This is a genomic window from Rhizobium sp. Nf11,1, from assembly GCF_050587665.1.
Lineage (GTDB): Bacteria > Pseudomonadota > Alphaproteobacteria > Rhizobiales > Rhizobiaceae > Rhizobium.
This window is the reverse complement of sequence record NZ_JBOBHU010000001.1, coordinates 186,158-208,915: the sequence shown is the minus strand read 5'-3', so window position 1 is coordinate 208,915 and position 22,758 is coordinate 186,158. Positions and strand designations below refer to the sequence as shown.

Sequence of the window (22,758 nt, the reverse complement as noted above, 5' to 3'; positions counted from 1 at the left end):
CCGTAAATCAGAGCGGCGGGAAGCGCGATTCTGCACACAAAAGAAAACGGCCCCGGGAAGAGCCGGGGCCGTTTGGATGAAAAGGGATCGCGATCAGGCAGCGCGATAGACCTCGGCTTCGGCCGCCTCGCCGTGGATCTTAAACTGCTGAATCAGACGGCGCAGCGCGTCAGCCTCGTCCGCCAGTTCGCGGCTGGCGGCCGTCGTCTCCTCGACCATGGCGGCGTTCTTCTGCGTCATCTGGTCCATCTGATTGACCGTCGAGTTGACGCTCTGCAGCGCGTTGGACTGGTCGTGGCTGGCGCGGGCAATCATCTCGACGTGCTGGCTGATCGTGACGATCTGAGCACTGATCTTCGCAAGTACTGTGCCGGTTTCCTGGACGAATTGCGAGCCGGAGCTGACCTCGCTGGTCGACTTGTTGATCAAGCCCTTGATCTCCTGCGCGGCGGCGGCGGAGCGCTGGGCAAGTTCGCGGACTTCCATGGCGACGACGGCGAAGCCCTTGCCGGCTTCGCCGGCGCGCGCCGCTTCAATGCCGGCGTTGAGCGCCAGCAAATTGGTCTGAAAGGCAATCTCGTCGATGACGCCGATGATCTGCTCGATCTGACGCGAGGCCTCCTCGATGCGGCCCATGGCGTCAATCGCATTGCTGACGACGACCGCGGAATCGTCGGCGCTGCGCTTGGCCTGGCGGACGATCTGGTCCGCGTCCTTGGCGCGTTCGGCCGACGAACGGACCGTGACGGTGATCTGATCGACGGCTGCGGCGGTCTCTTCGAGCGAGGCAGCCTGCTGTTCCGTGCGCTTGGAGAGATCCTCGGCCGAGTGGGCCATTTGGTTGCCGTTGCCCTGGATCAATTCGACGTTGTCGCGGATCTGGCTCATCGTTGCCTGCAGGCGCAGCATCGAACCGTTGAAATCCTGACGAAGCTGTTCGAGTCGGCCGATGAAGGGGGTATCGATCGTCGTCGAGATATCGCCCTGCGACATGCGCTCGAGGCCGGCCGCAAGTGCGTTGACCGCGAACTCGATCTGACGGTCCATCTCGCGCTTTTCGGCATCGTTGCGCTGGCGCTCGTGCTCGGCGGCAGCGCGCTCCTCGTCGCTCTGTTCCTCGATGCGGATCTTCGAGATGGCATTTTCCTTGAAGATGCCGAGCGCCCGGGCCATGTCGCCGATTTCGTCATAGCGCTGCTCGCCCGATATGCTGGTATCCAGGGCTCCGTCGGCAATGCGGCGCATGGCGGCGGTGATCTGGCTGATCGGGCGCTGCAGCGTCAGAACCAGGGCGATGCCGCCGAGGATCGACAGAAGAATGCCGAGGCCAGTGGTCATGACGGAGATGCTGTTTGCCTGGGTGCGCTCGGTGCCGGCCGTCTGCTTCTGCAGTTCGGCGAAATCAGTGAGCTTCCTCCAGATCCCGTCGAGTTCCTGGCGCGCTGCGGCATAGGCCGTCACGCGCTCGCCGATCGTATCGACGATCTTCGAACCGCCGCCGGCAATGGCGTCGAGCGCCGGCTTGATTGCATCCGATATGCCTTCGGCAAAGCCCATGCCCTTGGCGCTTGTTGTCAGCACCTCCATGTCCTTGCCAAGCGTGCCGGTCTGCTGCTGCAGGCGGACGAGATTTTCCTTGCTTGAATTGGCAAGGAAATCGGAAAGGACGATCTGCAGCGCATAGACCGAATTTTCCAGGCGCCGCGTATCCTGAAGGACGGAATTGGTCTGGGCGATGCGGCCTTCGAGTTCGGCGAAGCGCTGTGTTGCCTCACGCATCTTCTGCGTCGCGGTCAGCTGCGTATAGGTCGAGGTCTGGCGGAAGCGGGACACGAGACGACCGAGCTCGGTGATGTTTTCCTCCGTCGGGCTGGGCATCTCGGCGATCTGCTTGATGCTGTCAATGGTCGCAGCCAGCGAGTCGATGACATTCTTCTGGTTGGTGGGGACCGAAATGGCGATTAGCCGCTGGGATTTCATGATCTCCGGCAGCTGTTCCTTGATGTAGGCGATCTTTTCCTCAGGCGTCTGCGGCTTGCTGTAACCGCTGGCGACGCTGCCGAGGAAATCGCCGCCCTTCAGCAGACGGTCGGCCGTGCGCAGCGTGATGGTGGCGGCGCCTTCGTCGCGCTGAAGCGCGGTCTGCAGTTCATCGGCCTGATAAGAGACCGTGAAGCGGGTGCTGATCAGGCTCTTCTGCGCCGCGTCGATCTGCTCATGCAGCGCCTGTTCCTGCTCGTGCAACGCCCAGAGCTTGTCGACGACGCCCGAAATCTCCTTGGTGCGGCTCGAAGCTTCCGCGAGGCTGTCCCGGCCGGCAGCCTGTTCACCGACCTGGTCGAGCGTCTGATCGAGCACGCCTTGCTGCATCTTCAGATCCGACAGCAGCTTGTCGCGCGCCTCGGGGCTGGTGACGCGCAGGAAATCATCCATCGAACCGTAAAGATCCTTGAACCCGCTCAGCGACTGCAGCACGCTGTTGGATATTTCCATGCGGCCCTGGAGAAGCCCGGATGCGTAAAGGCCGGTCAAGCCCACCGCCGAAATGGTGACGACAAAGGGCAGAACGAAGATCAAAACCTTGGTCTTGATCCTGAAACGGGAAAGAATCTTGTCAATCAACATGGCGTTCCGGGCCTTTCATACACTACTCCTCCCGCCGGCAGCCATAAGGCGCGCCAGCCGAGTGCACATCGAATTATTCTATTTCCATCGGGGGACCTGGAGGCCAGGCGGCAGTCATTGCCGGTTCATGTCCAAGCAGAGTTGGAAACGCCCAAATAATCGCGGGCGATTGTGTCAGATTAGATATTAATTTTCAGATAAGCGGTAATGGTGACTTAAGCCAAGACGGTGAAATAATTGCAGATTATGCGCCACGCGGCCGCAGCGTCGCGATCGGAGGCCGGCAAGTTTGCTTTCAGATGGGCGGGCAGGATCAGATGAGGTTGGCTAGCAGCAGCGCCAGGCTGGCGGCGGTCGCGCCGGCTGCGAGCATCAGGTATCGCAGGGTGGCGATGCGGGCGTCGGGTTTTGCCTGGGCGATTGCGATGGCGCGGGCGCGTCGTGCGTTTCTGTTCATGCTCGAAACCTCACTCTTATGACACAACAGTCCAACAAAAAGGCCTGCCGGTAAAGCTTAATTTGGGAAAAGCTTTCAGAGCCGGCAATTGAGACAGGATGGCGCACCTCTCTTAAGAAGTCTTGAATCGTTATTGCGGATATTTCTAAGCAGATTCGCCGGCGGCAAAACCGGAAGCCCAGGCCCATTGGAAATTATAGCCGCCGAGCCAGCCGGTGACGTCAACACATTCACCGACGAAATAAAGGCCGGGAACGGTCTTTGCTTCCATGCTGCGGGAATCGAGGCCCGCGGTGTCGATGCCGCCGAGCGTCACCTCGGCAGTGCGATATCCTTCCGAGCCGGATGGTTTGATGATCCAGTTCTGGGCGCTGGCGGCCAGCCGCTGCAGGGCCTTGTCCGGCAGGTCGGCCATATTACCGGCGATCTTTTCCCGCTCGACGAGAAACTGGGCCAGCCGCTTCGGCAGGATATCGCCGAGAGCTGTCTGGGCCGACTGGCGGCCATTAAGCCGCTTCGCCGTCTTCAAATGCGCCGATATGTCGACATCCGGTTCGACTGCAACGACGATTTCATCGCCCTCCCGCCAGTAGGAGGAAATCTGCAGGATGGCGGGGCCGCTTAAACCCCGGTGGGTAAACAGCAGCGCTTCACGGAAGGCAGTGCGGCCGTGGCGGATTTCGGCGGGGGCCGAGATGCCGGCAAGCGGCGCAATGCTTGCAAGCATGCCTGGATCCAGCGTCAGCGGCACGAGAGCCGGGCGGGTTTCGAGCACGGTGAGGCCGAACTGTTCGGCAAGGCGATAGGCAAAGCCGGTGGCACCCATCTTCGGGATCGATTTGCCGCCGGTCGCCACGATGAGAGAGGATGCCTCGAAGACGCCTTCGCCCGTGGAGACGCGGAAGCCTGCCTCCCTCCTCTCGACGCCGGATACTTCGGTGCCGAGATGCAGGCCCGCGCCGACCGCGCGCATCTCGTCCAGCAGCATACGAATGATGTCCTTGGCGTTATCGTCGCAGAACAACTGACCGAGCGTCTTTTCATGCCATGCAATGCCATGCCGATCGACTATGGCGATGAAATCGGCGGGCGTGAAACGGGCAAGCGCCGACTTGCAGAAATGCGGATTGGCGGAAAGGAAATTCCTCGGTCCGGCATGGATATTGGTGAAATTGCAGCGGCCGCCGCCTGATATGCGGATCTTCTCGCCAGGCGCCTTCGCATGGTCGATGACCACGACCGAGCGGCCGCGTTTGCCCGCGCGAATGGCCGCCATCATGCCGGCGGCTCCGGCGCCGATGACGATGACGTCGCTTTTGTGCTGCAAACCTTTTTCCCCGATCCAACCGGCGTCTTCTTTTCCATCAAAGGACGAAAGTCAACGTTCTCAACCCCTCGCCAATTGGCAAACTCCGGCTATGATGGCGCCACGATCAACCAAACCGGTGTGTCATGTCCCCAAAAAAGACGACGCTGAAGCCTGCCAGAAACGTACCCGCCTCGACCAAAACACCCCCGGACCCCGGATCCCTGCGCGGCGTTGCGAACTGGAAGGAAGCGGCGCAGTGGCTGAGGGCTAGGAGCATCGAAGACATTGAATGCATCACGCCGGATCTTGCCGGCGTTCCGCGCGGCAAGATGATGCCGAGTTCCAAATTCACCTCCAACACCTCACTGGCCCTGCCTTCGGCGATCTACCGACATACGATTTCAGGTGAGTATCCGGAGGAGACCGAGAGCTTCCGATACGAGCCGCGCGACAGCGATCTGAAGCTGATGCCGGATCTGTCGACGCTATCGGTCGTGCCCTGGGAGACCGACCCGACGGCGCAGGTGATCTGCGATATCGTCGATTCGGATGGGGGGGAAGTGCCCTATACGCCCCGCAACGTCTTGAAGCGGATCATGAGCCTTTATCATGATCGCGGCTGGAAGCCGATCGTCGCACCCGAGATCGAGTTCTACCTGGTCGCCAAGAATGACGACCCCGACTATCCGCTGCATCCTCCGAAAGGCCGCTCCGGCCGCTCGATCCTCGGCGGCCAAGGCTATTCGATCGCCGGCATCAACGAATTCGACGAGCTGATCGACGACATCTACCATTTCTCCGAGAAGCAGGGACTGGAGATCGATACGCTGATCCACGAAGAGGGACCGGCGCAGCTCGAAATCAACCTGCGCCACGGCAATCCGATCGAGCTTGCCGACCAGGTGTTCCTGTTCAAGCGCACGATCCGTGAAGCGGCGCTGAAGCACGACATCTATGCGACCTTTATGGCCAAGCCGATGCAGGGCCAGCCGGGATCGGCGATGCACATCCACCAGTCGGTAGTCAATGTCGAGACGGGCAGAAACGTCTTCTCCAATGCGGATGGATCGGCCTCGAAGGAATTCTTCCATTTCATCGGCGGCATGCAGAAATTCGTGCCAAGCGCGATGGCGATGCTGGCGCCCTATGTGAATTCGTATCGGCGCCTGCAGCCCGACATGTCCTGCCCGGTCAACAACGCCTGGGGCTACGACAACCGAACGACCGCCTTCCGCGTTCCGGTTTCCGATCCGCAGGCGCGGCGGGTAGAAAATCGGCTGCCGAGCTCGGACGCCAATCCCTATCTGGCGCTCGCCGCATCGCTTGCCGCCGGCCTGCTCGGCATCATGAGGCAGATCGAGCCGACGGCGCCGACCGAGGATTCGGCCAACGAGGGCTCGATCGACCTGCCGCGCGGCCTGCTGGAAGCCGTGGCGCTGATGGAGGACGAGCCCGCCTTCGAAGAGGTGTTCGGCAAGCAGTTCATCGGCCTTTACGCCGGCGTCAAGCGCGGCGAATTCGAGACCTTCATGCAGGTGATCAGTCCCTGGGAGCGGGAGTTTCTTCTGCTCAACGTGTGAGCGATATCATGGCATCGCAGGCGATGTGGCAGAGCCCGATTGCGCCCGGGCTATCCTGGTATCAGGCAACTGTCGGGGAGCGGCCGACCTACGCCGCTCTCGACGGCTCGAGAACATGCGACGTCGCAATTGTCGGCGGCGGCTATACCGGCCTGCAGGCCGCCTACAACCTCGCCAAGTCAGGCGTTTCCGTCGTGCTGATCGAGGCCTGGCGCTTCGGAGACGGAGCGTCGGGGCGCAATGGCGGCCAGCTCGGCACCGGCCAGCGATGGTGGCCGGAAGAGCTTGAGGAAAAGATCGGCTACGAACGCTCGAAAGCCCTGTTCGATGTCGCCGAGGCGGCCAAGCGCCATCTTCTCGATTTCGCCCGGGAACATCAGATCGAGATCGATTATGTGCCCGGGCAGCTCAACGTCGCGCACAAGGCAAGCTACGAACGTGACTACCGTGAGAATGCCCAAATCGCCGCTGAGCGCTATGGCTACCCGCATTTGAGCTTCATGGATGAGAAGGAAACGCAGGAGCGGCTCGGCTCGAAGCGTTTCCACTGCGGCGTGCGCGATGTCGGGACCGGCCATATTCATCCGCTCAAGCTGCTCATCGGGCTCGCCCGGGTGGCCGCCAATGCCGGCGCGTCCATTTTCGAGATGACCCAGGCAAAGGCGATCCGCCAAAGCGGCGGCAAGGTGACGATCGAAACCGAAAAGGGCACGATCACCGCCGACCGGGCGCTGATCGCCTGCAACGGCCATATCGGCAATCTTGAGCCGGTGACGGCAAGTCATGTTATGCCGATCCGCTCCTTCATCGGCGCCACTGTTCCGCTCGACGGCTACCCCGATGTGCTGCCGGGGGGCGAGGCCGTCGCCGATTCGCGCTTCGTCGTGCGCTATTTCCGCAGATTCGAAGGCCGCCTGCTGTTCGGTGGGCGCGAGGCCTATACGGCGGACAATCCGCGGGACATATCGGAGCATATCCGCCGGCAGATCGCCGAGATCTATCCCGACCTGAAGGATATCGAGATCACCCATGCCTGGGGAGGCAGCGTCGGCATCACCATGCCACGCCAGCTTTTCGTGCGCGAGGTGATGCCCGGCGTCACCTCGATCGGCGGTTACTCCGGCCATGGCGTCATGCTGTCAAACTACTGTGGCAAGCTCTACGCGGAAGCGGTGCTCGGAAAATCCGGCGATCTTGATCTGTTCAAATCGCTCGACGTTCCCGCCTTTCCCGGCGGGGCCCGGATGCGAGCGCCGTTGCTTTTCCTCGCCTTGTCGTGGTTTGCGCTTCGCGACAAGTTTTAGTCCGATTGCGGATTTCCTCTTTTGGGAATTCGCTCTAAAACCGGTGCCTGACAAATTCATTGCACTGCACACTGGCTTTTTTAAATCGATTAGATTAAAAGGGCCGCCAACCAGCCTGATTGAGAGACAAGCTCATGAGCAGCCAGATCATTCCCGTTGAGCCTTTTGATTATGTCGTCTTCGGTGGCAGCGGCGACCTTGCCGAACGTAAGCTTCTGCCTGCGCTCTACCATCGCCAGATCGAGGGTCAGTTTACGGAACCGACGCGTATCATCGGCGCCTCGCGCAGCCCGCTTTCGCATGAGGAATATCGCAAGTTCGCCAAGGACGCGCTGAAGGAACACCTGAAGAAAGGCGAATACGACGACGCGGAGGTCGAAAAGTTCTGTGCCCGCCTCTACTATGTTTCGGTCGACGCCCGCACTGACACGGGCTGGGATCAGCTGAAGAAACTGCTCGACGAAAGCAGGGACCGGGTGCGCGCCTTCTATCTGGCGGTAGCACCCGGCATCTTCGGCGATATTTCCCAGAAGATCCATGACCACAAGCTGATCACGAAATCGACCCGCATCGTCGTCGAGAAGCCGATCGGCCGTGATCTGGCCTCGGCGCTGCAACTCAACGACACGATCGGCCGCGTCTTCAAGGAAGAGCAGATCTTCCGTATCGACCACTATCTCGGCAAGGAGACGGTGCAGAACCTGATGGCCTTGCGTTTCGCCAATGCGCTTTACGAGCCGCTGTGGAACGCCAACTATATCGATCATGTGCAGATCACCGTGGCGGAATCGGTCGGTCTCGAAGGCCGCGCCGGCTATTACGATACGGCCGGCGCGCTGCGCGACATGGTGCAGAACCATATCCTGCAGCTGCTCTGCCTGACGGCAATGGAAGTACCATCGTCGATGGATTCGGAAGCCGTTCGCGACGAGAAGCTGAAGGTGCTGCGCGCCCTGAAGCCGCTCGATGCCTCCAATGTCGAGCAGGCGACGGTCCGCGGCCAGTATCGCGCCGGCGCTTCGGGAAGCGGCCCGGTCAAGGGTTATCTCGAAGAGCTGGAAGGCGGCGTCTCGAACACCGAGACTTTCGTCGCCATCAAGGCCGAGATCAATAACTGGCGCTGGGCGGGCGTTCCCTTCTACATCAGAACCGGCAAGCGGCTTACCGGACGCATGTCCGAGATCGTCATCACCTTCAAGCCGATCCCGCATGCGATCTTCGACCAGGCGGCCGGACGCATCGTCGCCAACCAGCTGATCATCCGCCTGCAGCCGGATGAGGGCGTCAAGCAGTCGCTGATGATCAAGGATCCGGGTCCGGGCGGCATGCGGTTGCGCAACGTATCGCTCGACATGAGCTTCGCCCAGGCGTTCAATGTCCGCAATCCGGACGCTTACGAGCGCCTGCTGATGGACGTGATCCGTTCCAACCAGACCCTGTTCATGCGCCGCGACGAAGTCGAAGCCGCCTGGAAATGGGTGGATCCGATCCTCAAGGGTTGGGAAACGACCGGCCAGCAGGTGCAGGGCTATACAGCCGGCACCTGGGGCCCGAGCCAGGCCATCGCGCTGATCGAGCGCGACGGCCGCACCTGGCATGACGACATCTAGGACGACATCGATGGCCTCAACCCTGCATTCCTTCGCCAGTGCCGCCGAACTCGCCGGCAGCCTCGCCGATAAGGTTGCCGATACGCTCTCGGCGTCCATCTCCGCTCGAGGTGCGGCGTCCATGGCCGTTTCCGGCGGTTCGACGCCGAAGGCCTTCTTCCAGGCGCTTTCGACACGCGACATTGCCTGGGACAAGGTGACGATCACGCTGGTGGACGAACGCTTCGTACCGGCCGACAATCCGCGCTCGAATCATCTGCTGGTCGATGCCAATCTCTTGCAGAACAAGGCGAAGGCGGCGCGTTTCGTGCCGCTTTACCAGCCGGCATCCTCAGTCGAGGAAGCCGCAAGGCTTGCGACGGAAAAGAGCGCCGAAATCGGCATCCCCTTCGACGTGGTGATCCTCGGCATGGGCGGCGATGGCCACACGGCCTCGTTCTTTCCGGGCGGCAGCAATCTTGCCCAGGCGCTCGACGCATCGACGCCGCGCGGCGTCATCCCGATGGAAGCGGAAGGAGCCGGCGAGCCGCGCCTGACCTTCACCTTCTCCAGTCTTCAGGATGCCGCACTCCTGGTGCTCCATATCGAGGGCGAAGGCAAAAAAGACGTTCTCGCCAAGGCGGAAGGCAGCGCTGACGAGGCAGAAATGCCGATCCGCGCCGTTCTGCGCCGGGCCACTTCCCCGGTCGAGATCTACTGGGCTCCCTGATCGGCCCCAGACCCGGATCCGGATTCAGGCCGGAGCCGCCGAGAGAGTTAGAGACAACGAATAAGGCAGGGATTTTCCATGTCCGCTCATGCACGCATTTCTGCGATCACGGATCGCATCGTCGAACGCTCGAAGCCGACCCGCGAGCGCTACCTGGACCGCCTGCGCGCCGCAGCTTCAAAGGGCGTGCAGCGCTCGGTGCTCGGTTGCGCCAACCTCGCGCACGGCTTCGCCATCTGTTCCCCCGCCGATAAGGACGCGCTCGCCGGTGACCATGTCCCCAACCTCGGCATCATCACCGCCTATAATGACATGCTCTCGGCCCACCAGCCGTTCGAGACCTATCCGGCAATCATCCGCGAGGCGGCCGCCGAGGCTGGCGGTGTCGCCCAGGTGGCCGGCGGCGTGCCCGCCATGTGCGACGGCGTCACCCAAGGACAGCCTGGCATGGAGCTCTCGCTCTTCTCGCGAGACCTGATCGCCATGGCCGCGGGCGTCGGCCTGTCCCACAACATGTTCGATGCGGCCCTCTTCCTCGGCGTCTGCGACAAGATCGTGCCGGGCCTCGTCATCGCGGCCCTATCCTTCGGCCATTTGCCGTCGATCTTCGTTCCGGCCGGTCCGATGACGACGGGATTGCCGAATGACGAGAAGTCGCGCGTGCGCCAGCTCTTTGCCGAGGGTAAGGTCGGCCGCGCCGAGTTGCTGGAGGCGGAATCGAAGTCCTATCATGGCCCCGGCACCTGCACTTTCTACGGCACCGCCAATTCCAACCAGATGCTGATGGAGATCATGGGTTTCCACATGCCGGGATCCTCTTTCATCAACCCCGGCACGCCGCTGCGCGAAGCGCTGACGCGCGAAGCCGCCAAGCGGGCGCTGGCGATCACGGCACTCGGCAACGAATTCACGCCGGCCGGCGAGATGATCGATGAGCGCTCCGTCGTCAACGGCGTCGTCGGCTTGCATGCGACCGGCGGCTCGACCAATCACACGCTGCACCTCGTCGCCATGGCGCGGGCAGCCGGCATTCAGCTGACTTGGCAGGACATCGCCGAGCTTTCCGAAATCGTGCCGCTGCTTGCTCGCGTCTATCCGAACGGGCTTGCCGACGTGAACCATTTCCAGGCGGCCGGCGGCATGGGTTTCCTCATCAAGGAACTCTTGAAGCACGGGCTGGTGCATGACGACGTTCGCACCGTCTTCGGCCAGGGCCTCGAAGCCTATACGGTCGATGCCCGCCTCGGCGAGAACCGCACCGTGTTACGCGAACCGTCGCCGGACAAGAGCCACGATCCGAAGGTGCTTGCCAACATCGAGACACCTTTCCAGGCGAATGGCGGGCTGAAGATGCTGCGCGGCAACCTCGGCAAGGCGGTCATCAAAATCTCGGCCGTCAAGCCGGAGCGCCACGTCATCGAGGCGCCGGCGATCATCTTCCACAGCCAGCAGGAACTGCAGGACGCCTTCAAGGAAGGCAAGCTCAACCGCGATTTCGTCGCCGTCGTGCGCTTCCAGGGGCCGAAGGCGAACGGCATGCCGGAGCTGCACAAGCTGACGCCGCCGCTCGGCGTGCTGCAGGATCGCGGCTTCCGCGTGGCGCTCCTGACCGACGGGCGCATGTCCGGCGCATCCGGAAAGGTACCGGCGGCGATCCACGTCACTCCGGAAGCCGTCGATGGCGGCCCGATCGCCCGCATCCGGGACGGCGACATCATTCGCCTCGACGCGATCAAGGGCACGCTCGAAGTGCTGGTCGACGCCGCCGACATGGCCGAGCGCGAGCCGGTGAGCATCGATCTCTCCGACAATGAATTCGGCATGGGCCGTGAACTCTTCGCCCCCTTCCGCCGCGCCGTCGGCGCTTCCGATCAGGGTGCGAGCGTGCTCTTCCACTGAGCATGAACGCCCGGAGCAAACAAAAACCCGCGGGGTGCGCACGAAGCACCCCGCGGGTTTTCTGTATCAGGTCCGGTGATATCCTTAGGCGCGGATATCGAGAACGTAATCCTTGTGCGCCGGGTGCGTGCTGTAGACGAAGATCTTGTTGAGTTCCTTCTGGGTCAGCAGTCGCAGGAAGCGCACCTCGATCGTGTTGTTGGCATTCACCTTCATCAGCAGGCAGCCGACCTTGGTGATGCGGGCATCTGGAATATCCAGATAGAACTGCTTCGGCAGGTTGAACTGGGTCAGGATGGCGAGCGTCGCGCTGCTCATCGAGATGCGGACGATATCGCAGCGGCGCGAAGCCGCGTGCATGACACCCTTTTCCGTATATTCGATGCGCGCGGCATTCATCGTGTCCTCCATCTTGAACCGCGCCTCGCGGTCATACATGAAGGATTCTTCCTTGCTCAGGAAGTGAGATCTTGGCTGTGATGGATTGGAAGCGGCCACTGCTTGTCCCCCTCGTAAATTGATGAGGAAAAGTTAGCAGCCGATCTTTAACAGAAAGTGATAATCCGGCCCGCCAAGTATAATTCTCGGAATTATTCCCCCAGAAATGGCTACCTCATTTCCGGTAAGTATGGCCGGTCGCGTCAAAGAGATGCAGCTTCTGCCGATCGGCGGCAAAGCGCATCTTCTGGCCCTTATGGACATCGTAAATGCCCGGCAACTTGACGACGATCGGCTCACCGGGAACCAGGCCCTCGATATAAAGCAGCGTCACTTCGCCGAGCGCCTCGACGATCGAGACTTCGCCCTCGAAAACATAATCGCTCCCATCGGCGATCCTCAGATCTTCGGGACGAACGCCGAAGCTCGCCTGTTTGCCTTTCTCGGAGGCTTCGGTCGCCACATCTAATGTCACCGACATGCCGCCGGTCAGCGTCACGGTCGTCTGGCTGCCGGTCCCGGCGATCGTCGCGGGAATGATGTTCATGGCGGGCGAGCCGATGAATTTTGCGACGAATAGGTTGGCGGGACGCTCGTAGAGCTCCAGCGGCGCGCCGACCTGCTCGATATTGCCGGCCGAGAGGACGACGATACGGTCGGCGAGCGTCATCGCCTCGACTTGGTCGTGGGTGACGTAGATCATCGTCGTATCGGCCATCTGCTCGTTAAGGCGGGCAATTTCGATACGGGTGGCAACGCGCAGCGCTGCATCGAGGTTGGACAGCGGCTCGTCGAACAGAAAGACCTTGGGATCGCGGCAGATGGCGCGGCCGATCGCCACGCGCTGGCGCTGGCCGCCCGACAACGCCTTCGGCAGGCGGTCGAGATATTTGGTCAGCTGCAGGCTCTCGGCCGCCGCGCGGACACGGCGGTCGATCTCCTGTTTGCTTTCGCCGGCGATCTTCATGCCGAAGGCCATATTGTCGTAGACGGTCATGTGGGGATAGAGCGCGTAGGACTGGAAGACCATTGCGATGCCGCGCTTCGATGGCGGCACGTCATTGACGAGCTGGCCGTCGATATACATCTCGCCGCCGGTAATCGCCTCGAGACCGGCAATCATGCGCAGAAGCGTGGACTTGCCGCAACCGGACGGACCGACGAAGACGATGAATTCGCCCTGCTTGATATCGAGGTCGATACCATGGAGAACATCCACGGAACCGTAGGATTTGCGGATGTCCTTCAGTGTCAGTCCAGTCATTTGTCACTCCCCTCCTGATCCTTAAGCGAGACGGGCGAAATACGCCCCCCAGGCCGGAATATCGATCTTGTCGCCATAGTTGTTGCTGGTAAAGCCATGGCCCGTCAATGCCTGCCACTCTCCCGCAGGCAGAGTGACGCCGGTCTCGGCCGGGCTCATGTTGAAAATGCAGAGCAGCTTTTCATCGCCGTATTCGCGGGTGAAGACCAGGCTGTCGCCCTGCGCCTCCTCGAATTCGATTTCACCCTTGGCAAAGGCCGGATGCAACTTGCGAAAGGCAATGAAGCGGCGATAGTGCTCCAGCACCGAAGTCTCGTCGCCCTGCTGGACGTTGACCGCGCGCAGGATGTGCTCGACCGGTACCGGCAGCCAGGGCTTGACGGTTGAAAAACCGCCCTGGGCGACGTGGCTGTCCCAGACCATCGGCGTGCGGCAGCCGTCGCGGCCCTTGAACTCAGGCCAGAACTGAATGCCATAAGGATCCTGCAGATCCTGATAGGCGAGATCGGCTTCCGTCAGCGCCAGCTCCTCGCCCTGGTAGAGGCAGACGGAGCCGCGCAGCGTCAAGAGCAGCGAGGCATAGAGTTTGGCGAAGGCGTCGTGATCGGCGACCAGCCCGCCCCAGCGGCTGACGTGACGCATGACGTCATGATTGGAGAAGGCCCAGCAGGCCCAGCCATCGGGTGCGGCAGCTTCGAAATCCTCCATCACCTCCTCGACGCGCTCCGGCGTCAGCGGATCGGGCGCCAGGAACTCGAAGGCATAACACATGTGCATCTTGTCATTGCCGGAGGTATATTCGCCAACGATTTCGAGGCCGCGCTGGCTGTCACCCACCTCGCCGACGGCGGCGATTGCCGGGAACTCTTCGAGCACGGCGCGGAAACGCTTCAGGAAGGCAAGGTTCTCCGGCCGGTTCTTGTCGTAGATATGCTCCTGGAAGTTATAGGGATTGACCGCCGGCGCCGTCGAGGCGTTGCGCCGCTCGGGCGCAAGCGCCGGGTTGTCGCGCAAGAGCGGATCGTGGAAATAGAAATTGATGGTATCGAGGCGGAAACCGTCGACGCCGCGATTGAGCCAGAAGCGCACGACATCGAGCAGACGATCCTGCACTTCCGGGTTATGCAGGTTCATATCCGGCTGCGAGGTCAGGAAATTGTGCAGGTAATACTGCATGCGCGTCGGGTCCCACGCCCATGCGGAGCCGCCGAAGATCGACAGCCAGTTATTCGGCGGCGAGCCATCGGGTTTTGCGTCGGCCCAGACATACCAATCAGCCTTGGCATTGGTCTTGCTGGAACGGCTCTGCACGAACCAGGGGTGCTGGTCCGAGCTGTGGGAGATGACGAGGTCGATCATCACGCGGATTCCGAGGCGATGGGCCTCTGATATCATCGTGTCGAAATCCACCAGCGTGCCGAAGATCGAATCGACATTCTCGTAATCGGAAACGTCGTAACCGAAATCGCGCATCGGCGAGGTGAAGAAGGGCGAGATCCAGATCGCGTCGACGCCGAGGCTCGCCACATGCGGCAGGCGGGCGGTGATGCCCTTCAGATCGCCGATGCCGTCGCCGTTCGAATCCTGGTAGGAGCGCGGATAGATCTGATAGATCACCGCGCCGCGCCACCAGTCCTTGTCGGCGGTCAAGATCGATTGGGAAGCCACGTTCATGAGATATCCTGTTCGTCACATTTCGGGGGATTGTCAGCCGCCCTTGACCGAACCCGCCAGCAGACCACGCACCAGATAACGCTGCAGTCCGAAGAAGACGAGCAGCGGCACGACGATAGTGACGAAGGCCGACGCCGTCAAAATCTCCCAATTGCCGCCGCGCGAGCCGAGCAGCGCGTTCAGCCTGCCGGTCAGCACGAGGTGATCCTGATCGGTGCCGAGGAAGACCATGGCGACGAGCAGGTCGTTCCATACCCACAGGAACTGGAAGATGGCGAAGGAGGCGAGTGCCGGGAAGGACAAGGGCAAAACGATACGGGTGAAAATCTCGAAGTCGCTCGCGCCGTCGACGCGGGCGGATTCGATGATCTCCTTCGGCAGGCCGGCGATATAGGCCCGCAGGAGAAAGATGGCGAGCGGCATGCCGAAGGCGGTGTGCGCGAACCAGATACCGGGATAGGTCTTCGACGGCTGGCCGAGCATATTGCCGATCTCGTTGTAGAGGCGAAGCAGCGGAATCAGCGACATCTGCAGCGGCACGACGATGAGGCCGACGACGAGCGCAATCAGCAGCGCGCGGCCGGGAAACTCCATCCAGCTCAGGGCATAGGCGGCAAAAGCGGCAATCAGGATCGGGATGATCGTCGCCGGGATCGTCACCGTCAGCGAATTGATGAAGGACTGGCCGATGCCTTCGCCGGTCAGAACCGTTTTATAGTTCTGCAGCGTGAATTGCGGCGGCGCCGAGACGGACACGTAGATGCGCCGCGGCCGCTCGTCAGGCGAAAAAGCCGTGTTCTTCGTATAGCGATAGCTGCCGTCGCTGTTGATCTGCAGCATTTCGCCATCACCGAGATCGGCGGTCTCGCCGGCATCGAAAGCGGCCGGCTGCTGCACGCGGTTGCCGAAGGCTTTTACCGAGCGGCCGGTCTGCCCTTCCAGCACATTGCCTGAAATGACGTAAGTGGCGCCTTCCTGCTTTTGCTGATCGGGCGTGCCCAGGCGGACGGCGACGGTCTGCGTCGAGCCGACAAAGGCCGTCCACCATCCGGAGACGACGATCTGGTCCTTGTCGCGCAGCGCGCTGACGAAGATGCCGAGCGTCGGGATCAGCCAGATGATGACGATCAGCAGAACGGCAAGGTGAACGAAGAGACGGGCGGGACCGATCTTGAAGTAGCTTCCGACAGCGGTCATCTCAATGGCCCTTCAGTTCGCGGTTGGCGCGGCGCACGTTCCAAATCATGATCGGCGTGACGGCAAGCATGATGATGATGGCGATGACGGCGCTTCGGCCGGAATCGCCGCCGCCGCGGAACATCCAGTCGAACATCAGGTTCGCCAGCACCATCGTCTGCCACTGGCCGTTCGTCATGGTCAGCACGATGTCGAAGACCTTGAGGACGAGGATGGTGATCGTCGTCCAAACCACGGCGATGGTGCCCCAGACCTGCGGCACCATGATGCGCCAGAAGATCTGCCAACCATTGGCGCCGTCGATGACGGCGGCCTCGATCGTCTCTTCCGGAATGCCGCGCAGCGCCGCCGAAAGGATGACCATGGCGAAACCGGTCTGGATCCAGATCAGGATGATCATCAGGAAGAAATTGTTCCAGAAAGGAACCGAGATCCAGACTTCCGGCGTGCCGCCGAAAAGCTGGACGATGGCGTTCAGCAAGCCGATCTGGACGTCGTTACCGCCGCGATATTCATAGATGAATTTCCAGATAACCGATGCGCCAACGAAAGAGATCGCCATCGGCATGAAGACGATGCTCTTGGCGATATTGCCCCACCAGATGCGGTCTGTCATCACGGCGATGACAAGGCCGAAGAAGGTGCAGGCGGCCGGCACGACGGCAAGCCAGAGGATGTTGTTGAAGATCGACTGGCGGAATTCGCGGTCCCCAATCGCCCATTTGTAGTTGGCAAGGCCGACGAACTGCAGACCGGTGCGGTCGTAGAAGGAGAGGATGAAGGTCGCGACGACGGGATAAACGAGGTAGACGAAAAGCAGGAACAGCGCAGGCCCGATGAACAACCACGGCCGGATCAGTGCGCGCCGGTTGAGGTTGCGCGATGCGGCGCGGATGTCGCCATCCTTCACCGGCAGTGCCAGATCCAGAATCTTGTTCGAAAAATAGAAATAGGCCGAGCACGCGACAACGGCCACGACCACGACGCCCAACGCGGACACAATCTGCAACAGCATTTCGCCCTCCCCTGCTTCCCCTGATTTCATTCCGACCGGATTTTATTCTGACGGATCAAGGCCGGCCACCGTCAATCTGTTTGATTGCCCAGCACGATATATCCCGCGAAGGCCGGGCTCATTGAGAACCCGGCCAGTCACGCAGGCCATGCCGCCGGCAAACCGGCGGCATCGTATTAACGATTATTTGATGCCGTCCCAGGCGCTCTGGATTTCGCCGGCCGCCTCTTCGGCAGTCTTGCCGCCGACGAAATCGACCATGCCCGTCCAGAAGGCGCCTGCGCCGATCTTGCCCGGCATCAGGTCGGAACCGTCAAAGCGGAAGGTGGTGGCCGACGTCAGGATCTCGCCTTCCTTCTTCATCTGCGGATTGGCATAGGCCTCCGTGCTGACGCCCTTGTAGGGTGTCAGGAAGCTCGACTGCGCCATCCAGACCTCGTGTGCGATCGGGGTCTTCAGGAAATCGATGAAGGCGCGGGCCGTCTTCGAGTCCTTGGTGATCGAGACGAGCGTGCCGGCGCCGAGCACCGGTTTGCCGAGTTCGGGATGCGAAGCATAGGTCGGCATATAGAAGAAGTCGGCGTCCTGTCCGAGCTTCGTGCCCTCAGGGAAGAAGGAGGGTATGAACGAGGCTTGATGGTGCAGGTAGCACTTCGGCGGAACGGTGAAGAGGCCCTTCGGGCTGTCGCGGAAATCGGTCGAGGCCACGGCTGCGACACCACCGTTTACATATTTCTCGTTCTTGGCGAACTTGCCGAATTCGTCGATCGCGGCAACCACGGCCGGATCGGTGAACTTCAGCTCGTTGGTCGTCCACTTGTCGTAGGCTTCCGGCGGCTGCATGCGCAGCATGATGTCCTCGACCCAATCGGTCGCCGGCCAGCCGGTCGCGCCGCCGGAACCGAGACCGATGCACCAGGGAACGCCGCCATCCTTGACGATCTGGTCGGTCAGGGCATGGAGCTCTTCCATGGTCGTCGGGATCTTATAGCCGGCTTCCTCGAAATTCTCCGGCACGTACCAGACGAGCGACTTGACGTCGGCCTTATAAGGGAAGGCGTAGAAGGCTTCCTTGCCATCCTTGCCCTTGTAGGTGCCATAACCGACCCAGCTGTCGCCGGCGCCGTAATTGTCCTTGATCCACTTGGAATTGTCGTCGCCGAGCGGCGTCAGGAAGCCCTTGCCGGCGAGATCGGCCAGCAGGCCCGGCTGCGGCAGAATGGCGACGTTCGGCGGCGAACCCGCCTGCGTGTCGATGACGATCTGCTGCTCGTAGTTTTCGGAAGAGGAGTATTTGACGTCGATGCCGGTCGCCTCGGTGAAATAGGCGAGAACGCTCCTGAAGAACGTCTCGTCCTCGCCGCGCCACGGCCCGAAGATCGTCAGCGGCTGACCCTTCAGATCGGCGTGCGCGGCCTTGAATTCGTCATAGCTCTTCCAGTTGAACTTGGCATCTTCTCCCGGCGCAAACTTCAGATCGGCCGCGGACGCAGCACCGGCAAAAAGCGCCACCACGGCAACGCTCATCAAAAATGACTTTTTCATGTGATCAACCTCCCATCACAAACTCAATAGCGCCAAACTTCTTCAACGGAAATTTTCAAAGCGCTTTGGCACCCAACTCATTCCACTTTCGGTGGAGCGAAGTCAAGTCATTTCGCGAAAAGCCGCCGCAGACATGCAGAATAGTGGCGTCCACCGGTTTCTCTTGGGCAATATGGAGCGATTTTTCTTGAGTCAAGCGCGCCAAATGAATACATAATTGAAAGCGCTTTGGATGTCGCTGGGAGGCGGCTTGCCTGTCGAGGCGCCAAGCGGGCCGGGAGGAAGCATAGCAGGTGAATCTCAAACAGCTATCGGAATTGCTTGGGCTTTCGCAGACGACAGTAAGCCGGGCGCTGAACGGCTATCCCGAGGTCAACGAAGCGACCCGGGAGCGCGTGCTCCAGGCTGTCAAGGAAACCGGATACCGGCCGAACAAGGCTGCCCAGCGGCTTGCGACCGGCAAGGCAGGCTCGATCGGCCTCGTCATGCCGACGGCTCCCGGCCACCAGTCCGACGTGCATTTCGGCGAATTTCTGACCGGGCTCGGCGAGGAGGCCGTGCGCCACGATTTCCATTTCGTCATCATGCCATCCGACCCGGACGACGAGGTGGCGGCGCTCCGGCGCCTTGCGATCAGCGGCAATGTCGATGCGCTGTTCGTCGCCTATATGCGCGGCCACGACCCGCGGCTTCCCATGCTGAAGTCGCTCTCCATGCCCTATGTCGTGCACGGTCGCTCCTTCGGCGCGGAGCTGGACTATCCCTATCTCGACATCGACAATGAAGGGGCCTTCTACGACGCAACGCGGCTCTTGCTACAGCTCGGCCATACGCGTTTTGCTTTGATGAACGGGCCGATGCATCTCGATTTCGCCATCCGCAGAAGAAACGGCGTCATCGCAGCGCTTGCCGAACGCGGCCTCACGCTTGAGGAGGATTGCATCAGCCACGCGCTGATGACCGACGAACAGGGGCTGCTGGCGATGGAACGGTTCCTGCAACTGCCGGAACGGCCGACGGCGATCCTCTGCTCCAGCACGGTGATGGCACTCGGGGCGATCCGCTCGGTCAACCAGGCGGGATTGCGGCTCGGCGAGGACATTTCACTGATCGCCCATGACGACGTGCTGCCGCTCTTGAAGCCGGAAAACTTCTCGGTGCCGCTGACGACGACGCGCTCCTCGCTGCGGGCCGCAGGCGTTCGCATCGCGCAGCGGCTGATCGGCACGGTGAAACAGGCCGGCCCCTTTCCCGAACAGGAGCTGTGGAAAACCGAACTGATCGTCAGGGCCTCGACCGGCCCTGCCCCACAGCAGCCATAATCAGAACTGCGGCGGTGTCTGCCCTGCAGCGCGATGAGCGGCGATGACGGTGTTGGCCATCAGCATAGCGATGGTCATCGGCCCGACGCCGCCGGGCACCGGCGTGATGGTGCTGGCGACTTCGGAGACTTCGCGGAAGGCCACGTCGCCGACGAGCCGGGTCTTGCCCTCGCCCTTCTCAGGAGCCGGGACGCGATTGATGCCGACATCGATCACCGTCGCGCCGGGCTTGACCCAATCGGCCCTGACCATCTCCGGCCGGCCGACGGCGGCGACCAGAATATCGGCATTGCGGCAGACGTCGGCGAGGTTCCTGGTTCTGGAGTGAGCCATCGTCACCGTCGCATTGGCGTTGAGCAGCAATTGCGCCATCGGCTTGCCGAACAGATTGGAACGGCCGATGACGACGGCGTTGAGGCCGGAGAGATCCTCGCCATGGGTGCGGCGGACGAAGACCATGGCGCCGGCCGGCGTGCAGGAGACCAGCCCGGTCTTCAGGTCGCCGGTGGCGAGCTTGCCGGCATTGACGACGCTGAGGCCATCGACATCTTTTTCGGGCAGGATCGACTGGATGATCGGCTCACTGTCGAGCGGCTTCGGCAAGGGCAGCTGCACCAGGATGCCGTGGATCGACGGATCGGCATTGAGGGCGGCGACGAGGCCTGCCAGCTCCTCCTGTGTCGTCTCGGCCGGCAGGGTGTGCTGAACGGACTTGAAACCGCACTCCTTGGCCATGCGGCTCTTGGACCCGACATAGGCGTGGCTCGCCGGATCGTCGCCGACGATGATGACCGCGAGGCCGGTGGTAACGCCACTCATCTTTTCCAACGCTGCCGTCGCACTCTTGACCGTCTGAATGACCGATGCAGCTACGTTCTTGCCGTCGATTACTGTCGTCACGCGTCTCTCCGCCCTGTTTTGCGTCAATCTAGGAATAGTTGACGAGCGTCAAATGCCCGCTAACGCCCTATCCTGTCGGAAAGCGGCAAGGCAATATCAAATTTGCAAGGAAATGGGTGCTTCAGCGCCGCGGTTGCCGCGTTTCCATCACATGAACCCGAAGCCGGTCCCGCAGGCCTGAGATTTCGGAGCGCAGCTGCGCGATCTCGTCGACCGCCGCCGGGGCTGGCACGGGCAATGGCGGCGGAGAAGCAACGGGCGGAGATGCCGGCAACTCCGTTGCAGGAGACGCGACGGATTTGCGCAAGGACAGCAGGAAAGCCAGGGCAAGACCGATTGCCAGGCCCGTGGCGGCGCCGGCCAGAGCGCGGCCGGTCAGACCACTCTTTGCCGATACCGCCGATGTCAGCGGCGGTTTCAAAACGGTGATATGGCCGTCGCCGGCTGTCGCCGATGCGGACGTCGCATCATCCAGGCGCGAGCGGGCGGCATTCGCCTTCTCGCGCAGCTCGGTCAGCCGCGACAGATCGACGCCGGTATCCCGGCTCTGGGCGATCAGCGTGTTGCGGCGGTCGTTCAGGCCCTTGCGTGCATCGACCGCAGCCTTGGCGGCGGCGTTGGCGACCTGTGCGAGCCGGGCAAGCTCCCTGCCCATGTTCTCCTTGAGGCCGTCGGTTTCGGCCTGCTGTTGCAACAGGCGCGGATGACGCGGGCCAAGCTCAGCCGAAAGCTGCGCAAGCGTCGTCCTGGCGACCGCATATTTGTCGCGCCAGTCCTGCATCGCCGGCGAGAGCATGTCGGAGGGCACGGAACCGTCCAGCACGCCGGCAAGCTTCGCCGCCTTCAGCCGGTCGGCCTGCGCCTTGGCCGCGAGAATGTTCTGGTCTGCCTCTTTCAGATCGGCATCAAGCCGGTCGATCTGGCGGCGAAGATCGATCGCCACCTTGACGTTGCCTTCGCCGCTCTTTGCCGTGAAGGCGGCAAGCTCCGCCTGAACCTCGTCATAGGCCTTGCGCAAAACCGCGTCGGTTTCGGCGTTGCCGCCGCGTGCGTCGCCGCCCGCTGCCTCGGCCAGCCTTGCGGCGATGCGGGTGGATTTGGCGCCGTCGCCGGTCGTCACCCGCACCCGGATCGTGCCGGCGGCGGCATCGGGCACAATCTCGACTGCACGTCTCAGCGCGACCTCGGCGCGCGAGGCCGGATCGGCGGCAGCACCGGTCGCCGAGAGAAGATCGAGCGCAACGGCGAACGCATTGGCGCCCGTGCCGACGAATTCGGGATCGTGATCGAGCTTCAGGGTGGCGACTGTCGACGCAGCCACGCGCGCCGACAGCAGTCCCTTCGCCGCAGCCTGCGTAAAAGCGGCGCGGCTTGCGGCATCCGTTTTCACAGCAAGCGTCGCTTCGGCGCGGTAGAGGACGGGCGCAGCCGGCATCAGCATCGGCAGGCCGGCGCCCAGGATCGTTGCGGCAGCGACCGTTACCGCAAGGCCGGCCCTGTCCGCGCGGCGCTGCGGTGCTGCCGGGCGGGGCTCGAGCGTTTCCTGATGAATTGCGGCGAGCGGTTCGACCGAAATCGCCGGCTCTCCGGCGGAAGCCATTGGCTCCTCATATCGCGCCGGTTCCGGCGGAAGACGATGGCCGACATCATTGGCAGCCCGGAGGCGGTTGCCGAGAATTGTTTCGATGCGGTCGACGAGCGGCGCCTCGGGCGCCGCCCTCATGCGCTGCTCTTCCAGCACACGGCCGATGGCGCGCAGCAGGTCGGCTTCGGGCGGGGCGATATCCGGTCCGTTTGATCGGGGCGGCCGATAGGGATCGTCATGGGCGCGCGGCCTTGCGGCTGCGTGATCGAGAAAACTACTTCTGGCCCTGCTATCGTACATTTGCGCCACATCTCATGCACATGAT

Annotated in this window: 17 protein-coding genes; 6 read left to right on the top strand and 11 right to left on the bottom strand. The window is 61.9% G+C overall.

Annotated elements, in window-relative coordinates; genetic code table 11:
- Positions 1-93: 93 nt before the first annotated feature.
- From ACQ7C1_RS01060 to ACQ7C1_RS01050, 3 genes are all read right to left on the bottom strand, one after another.
- The gene (locus ACQ7C1_RS01060; protein WP_430956991.1) at positions 94-2,625 is read right to left on the bottom strand and encodes a methyl-accepting chemotaxis protein; all 2,532 of its coding nucleotides are present in this window, start codon (positions 2,623-2,625) and stop codon (positions 94-96) included.
- A gap of 313 nt (positions 2,626-2,938) precedes the next feature.
- Entirely contained in the window at positions 2,939-3,082 is a 144-nt protein-coding gene (locus ACQ7C1_RS01055; RefSeq protein ID WP_176536335.1) for a hypothetical protein, read from the bottom strand.
- Positions 3,083-3,227: 145 nt separating this feature from the next.
- Positions 3,228-4,409 carry an NAD(P)/FAD-dependent oxidoreductase gene (locus ACQ7C1_RS01050; RefSeq protein WP_430956990.1) on the bottom strand — a complete coding sequence of 394 codons (1,182 nt, stop codon included), beginning with the start codon at positions 4,407-4,409 and terminating at the stop codon, positions 3,228-3,230.
- A 125-nt stretch (positions 4,410-4,534) separates the two neighbouring features.
- Here ACQ7C1_RS01050 and ACQ7C1_RS01045 point away from each other — a divergent pair, with 125 nt between their 5' ends.
- The 5 genes from ACQ7C1_RS01045 to edd all read left to right on the top strand — a co-directional run bounded on the left by ACQ7C1_RS01045 (position 4,535) and on the right by edd (position 11,493).
- Positions 4,535-5,971, top strand: coding sequence for a glutamine synthetase family protein (locus tag ACQ7C1_RS01045; RefSeq protein ID WP_183702729.1), 1,437 nt, complete (start codon positions 4,535-4,537; stop codon positions 5,969-5,971).
- Between the two features lie 8 nt (positions 5,972-5,979).
- Positions 5,980-7,275 carry an NAD(P)/FAD-dependent oxidoreductase gene (locus tag ACQ7C1_RS01040; protein WP_430956989.1) on the top strand — a complete coding sequence of 432 codons (1,296 nt, stop codon included), beginning with the start codon at positions 5,980-5,982 and terminating at the stop codon, positions 7,273-7,275.
- Positions 7,276-7,409: 134 nt separating this feature from the next.
- Positions 7,410-8,885: a glucose-6-phosphate dehydrogenase gene (zwf, locus tag ACQ7C1_RS01035; RefSeq protein WP_085776991.1), complete on the top strand. Its 1,476-nt coding sequence runs from the start codon at positions 7,410-7,412 to the stop codon at positions 8,883-8,885.
- Between the two features lie 10 nt (positions 8,886-8,895).
- Complete coding sequence (gene pgl, locus ACQ7C1_RS01030) at positions 8,896-9,594, top strand: 6-phosphogluconolactonase (RefSeq protein WP_430956988.1); 699 nt, start codon at positions 8,896-8,898, stop codon at positions 9,592-9,594.
- A gap of 78 nt (positions 9,595-9,672) precedes the next feature.
- Positions 9,673-11,493, top strand: coding sequence for a phosphogluconate dehydratase (gene edd / locus ACQ7C1_RS01025; protein WP_097600348.1), 1,821 nt, complete (start codon positions 9,673-9,675; stop codon positions 11,491-11,493).
- Between the two features lie 84 nt (positions 11,494-11,577).
- On the opposite strand, the gene ACQ7C1_RS01020 is transcribed toward edd, so the two are convergent.
- From ACQ7C1_RS01020 to ACQ7C1_RS00995, 6 genes are all read right to left on the bottom strand, one after another.
- Complete coding sequence (locus ACQ7C1_RS01020; RefSeq protein WP_009996042.1) at positions 11,578-11,931, bottom strand: hypothetical protein; 354 nt, start codon at positions 11,929-11,931, stop codon at positions 11,578-11,580.
- A gap of 175 nt (positions 11,932-12,106) precedes the next feature.
- Entirely contained in the window at positions 12,107-13,195 is a 1,089-nt protein-coding gene (locus tag ACQ7C1_RS01015) for an ABC transporter ATP-binding protein (RefSeq protein ID WP_085776988.1), read from the bottom strand.
- A gap of 21 nt (positions 13,196-13,216) precedes the next feature.
- The gene (locus ACQ7C1_RS01010; protein WP_085776987.1) at positions 13,217-14,869 is read right to left on the bottom strand and encodes an alpha-glucosidase; all 1,653 of its coding nucleotides are present in this window, start codon (positions 14,867-14,869) and stop codon (positions 13,217-13,219) included.
- A gap of 33 nt (positions 14,870-14,902) precedes the next feature.
- Positions 14,903-16,066, bottom strand: coding sequence for a carbohydrate ABC transporter permease (locus ACQ7C1_RS01005; protein WP_430956987.1), 1,164 nt, complete (start codon positions 16,064-16,066; stop codon positions 14,903-14,905).
- Position 16,067: 1 nt separating this feature from the next.
- Complete coding sequence (locus tag ACQ7C1_RS01000; protein WP_085776985.1) at positions 16,068-17,081, bottom strand: carbohydrate ABC transporter permease; 1,014 nt, start codon at positions 17,079-17,081, stop codon at positions 16,068-16,070.
- Positions 17,082-17,264: 183 nt separating this feature from the next.
- Positions 17,265-18,626, bottom strand: coding sequence for an ABC transporter substrate-binding protein (locus tag ACQ7C1_RS00995; RefSeq protein ID WP_430956986.1), 1,362 nt, complete (start codon positions 18,624-18,626; stop codon positions 17,265-17,267).
- Positions 18,627-18,919: 293 nt separating this feature from the next.
- Here ACQ7C1_RS00995 and ACQ7C1_RS00990 point away from each other — a divergent pair, with 293 nt between their 5' ends.
- Entirely contained in the window at positions 18,920-19,948 is a 1,029-nt protein-coding gene (locus ACQ7C1_RS00990) for a LacI family DNA-binding transcriptional regulator (protein WP_430956985.1), read from the top strand.
- Here ACQ7C1_RS00990 and folD read toward each other — a convergent pair whose 3' ends face one another.
- On the bottom strand, positions 19,949-20,848 hold the full coding sequence (gene folD, locus ACQ7C1_RS00985) for a bifunctional methylenetetrahydrofolate dehydrogenase/methenyltetrahydrofolate cyclohydrolase FolD (RefSeq protein ID WP_430956984.1): 900 nt from the start codon (positions 20,846-20,848) through the stop codon (positions 19,949-19,951).
- Positions 20,849-20,969: 121 nt separating this feature from the next.
- On the bottom strand, positions 20,970-22,733 hold the full coding sequence (locus tag ACQ7C1_RS00980) for a succinoglycan biosynthesis protein exop (protein ID WP_430956983.1): 1,764 nt from the start codon (positions 22,731-22,733) through the stop codon (positions 20,970-20,972).
- Positions 22,734-22,758 lie beyond the last annotated feature (25 nt).

What these genes read in the sequence shown, in the direction of transcription:
- ACQ7C1_RS01045 (WP_183702729.1), top strand. Translation starts at nt 4,535, where the DNA reads ATGTCCCCAAAAAAGACGACGCTGAAGCCTGCCAGAAACGTACCCGCC.
- zwf (WP_085776991.1), top strand. Translation starts at nt 7,410, where the DNA reads ATGAGCAGCCAGATCATTCCCGTTGAGCCTTTTGATTATGTCGTCTTC.
- ACQ7C1_RS01010 (WP_085776987.1), bottom strand. Translation starts at nt 14,869, where the DNA reads ATGAACGTGGCTTCCCAATCGATCTTGACCGCCGACAAGGACTGGTGG.
- ACQ7C1_RS00980 (WP_430956983.1), bottom strand. Translation starts at nt 22,733, where the DNA reads ATGTACGATAGCAGGGCCAGAAGTAGTTTTCTCGATCACGCAGCCGCA.
- ACQ7C1_RS01055 (WP_176536335.1), bottom strand. Translation starts at nt 3,082, where the DNA reads ATGAACAGAAACGCACGACGCGCCCGCGCCATCGCAATCGCCCAGGCA.
- ACQ7C1_RS01060 (WP_430956991.1), bottom strand. Translation starts at nt 2,625, where the DNA reads ATGTTGATTGACAAGATTCTTTCCCGTTTCAGGATCAAGACCAAGGTT.
- ACQ7C1_RS01040 (WP_430956989.1), top strand. Translation starts at nt 5,980, where the DNA reads ATGGCATCGCAGGCGATGTGGCAGAGCCCGATTGCGCCCGGGCTATCC.
- pgl (WP_430956988.1), top strand. Translation starts at nt 8,896, where the DNA reads ATGGCCTCAACCCTGCATTCCTTCGCCAGTGCCGCCGAACTCGCCGGC.
- ACQ7C1_RS01020 (WP_009996042.1), bottom strand. Translation starts at nt 11,931, where the DNA reads ATGTATGACCGCGAGGCGCGGTTCAAGATGGAGGACACGATGAATGCC.
- ACQ7C1_RS01000 (WP_085776985.1), bottom strand. Translation starts at nt 17,081, where the DNA reads ATGCTGTTGCAGATTGTGTCCGCGTTGGGCGTCGTGGTCGTGGCCGTT.
- ACQ7C1_RS01015 (WP_085776988.1), bottom strand. Translation starts at nt 13,195, where the DNA reads ATGACTGGACTGACACTGAAGGACATCCGCAAATCCTACGGTTCCGTG.
- edd (WP_097600348.1), top strand. Translation starts at nt 9,673, where the DNA reads ATGTCCGCTCATGCACGCATTTCTGCGATCACGGATCGCATCGTCGAA.
- ACQ7C1_RS00995 (WP_430956986.1), bottom strand. Translation starts at nt 18,626, where the DNA reads ATGAAAAAGTCATTTTTGATGAGCGTTGCCGTGGTGGCGCTTTTTGCC.
- ACQ7C1_RS01005 (WP_430956987.1), bottom strand. Translation starts at nt 16,066, where the DNA reads ATGACCGCTGTCGGAAGCTACTTCAAGATCGGTCCCGCCCGTCTCTTC.